Source organism: Alkalimonas amylolytica (assembly GCF_900107845.1).
Classification (GTDB): domain Bacteria; phylum Pseudomonadota; class Gammaproteobacteria; order Enterobacterales; family Alteromonadaceae; genus Alkalimonas; species Alkalimonas amylolytica.
The window spans coordinates 1-1913 of sequence record NZ_FNRM01000024.1 but is presented as its reverse complement, the minus strand read 5'-3'; the positions used below and the strand labels follow the sequence as shown (position 1 = coordinate 1913).

The 1913-nt window shown below is 52.8% G+C and carries 2 rRNA genes; both read left to right on the top strand.

Features of this window, described 5'->3' with window-relative positions:
* Window positions 1-1721: ribosomal RNA gene (locus BLW37_RS18515) — 23S ribosomal RNA — on the top strand; the annotation flags it as partial.
* A gap of 74 nt (window positions 1722-1795) precedes the next feature.
* Window positions 1796-1910, top strand: a 5S ribosomal RNA gene (gene rrf / locus BLW37_RS18510).
* Window positions 1911-1913 lie beyond the last annotated feature (3 nt).

Sequence of the window (1913 nt, the reverse complement as noted above, 5' to 3'; positions counted from 1 at the left end):
GCACAAGTGGTAGAGGAGCGTTCTGTAAGCCGTTGAAGGTTGTCCGGGAGGATGGCTGGAGGTATCAGAAGTGCGAATGCTGACATGAGTAACGACAAGGGGAGTGAAAAACTTCCCCGCCGAAAGACCAAGGGTTCCTATCCCATGCTAATCAGGGTAGGGTAAGTCGGCCCCTAAGGCGAGGCTGAAGAGCGTAGTCGATGGGAAACGGATTAATATTTCCGTACCGGCAATACTGCGATGGGGGGACGGAGAAGGCTAGGCAGGCGCGGCGTTGGTAGTCCGCGTGAAAGTGCGTAGGCAGAGAAGCCAGGAAAATCCGGTTTCTTAATGCTGAGACACGAGACGAGACTCTACGGAGTCGAAGCTGTTGATGCCCTGCTTCCAGGAAAAGCCTCTAAGCTTCAGGTATTGACGACCGTACCCGAAACCGACACAGGTGGTCAGGTAGAGCATACCAAGGCGCTTGAGAGAACTCTGCTGAAGGAACTAGGCAAAATAGTACCGTAACTTCGGGAGAAGGTACGCTCTTTGATGTGAATCCCTTGCGGAGTAAGCATCGGAGAGTCGCAGTGACCAGCTGGCTGCAACTGTTTATTAAAAACACAGCACTCTGCAAACACGAAAGTGGACGTATAGGGTGTGACGCCTGCCCGGTGCCGGAAGGTTAATTGATGGGGTTAGCGCAAGCGAAGCTCTTGATCGAAGCCCCGGTAAACGGCGGCCGTAACTATAACGGTCCTAAGGTAGCGAAATTCCTTGTCGGGTAAGTTCCGACCTGCACGAATGGCGTAATGATGGCCAGGCTGTCTCCAGCAGAGACTCAGTGAAATTGAAATTGCGGTGAAGATGCCGTATACCCGCGGCTAGACGGAAAGACCCCGTGAACCTTTACTATAGCTTGGCACTGAACATTGACCCTACATGTGTAGGATAGGTGGGAGGCTTAGAAGTGGGGACGCCAGTTCTCATGGAGCCGACCTTGAAATACCACCCTTGTATGTTTGATGTTCTAACGAAGACCCGTTATCCGGGTTTCGGACAGTGTCTGGTGGGTAGTTTGACTGGGGCGGTCTCCTCCTAAAGAGTAACGGAGGAGCACGAAGGTTGGCTAAGTACGGTCGGACATCGTACGGTTAGTGTAATGGTAGAAGCCAGCTTAACTGCGAGACAGACACGTCGAGCAGGTACGAAAGTAGGTCATAGTGATCCGGTGGTTCTGTATGGAAGGGCCATCGCTCAACGGATAAAAGGTACTCCGGGGATAACAGGCTGATACCGCCCAAGAGTTCATATCGACGGCGGTGTTTGGCACCTCGATGTCGGCTCATCACATCCTGGGGCTGAAGTCGGTCCCAAGGGTATGGCTGTTCGCCATTTAAAGTGGTACGCGAGCTGGGTTTAGAACGTCGTGAGACAGTTCGGTCCCTATCTGCCGTGGGCGTTGGATAATTGAGTGGAGTTGCTCCTAGTACGAGAGGACCGGAGTGAACGAACCGCTGGTGTTCGGGTTGTCATGCCAATGGCACTGCCCGGTAGCTATGTTCGGAACGGATAACCGCTGAAAGCATCTAAGCGGGAAGCCGGCCACAAGATGAGTTATCCCTCAGACTTTAAGTCTGCTAAAGGGTCGTTGGAGACCACAACGTTGATAGGCAGGGTGTGGAAGCGTGGCGACACGTTAAGCTAACCTGTACTAATTGCCCGAGAGGCTTAACCATACAACGCCCAAGTGGCTTGTATGCACGCTATCGAAATCAGCTTGCTAGTTAAAGACAGACAAAACCAGTTTACGCCTGGTGGCAATAGCGCTGTGGAACCACCTGACTCCATTCCGAACTCAGAAGTGAAACGCAGCTGCGACGATGGTAGTGTGGCATTCGCCATGCGAGAGTAGTACACCGCCAGGCACC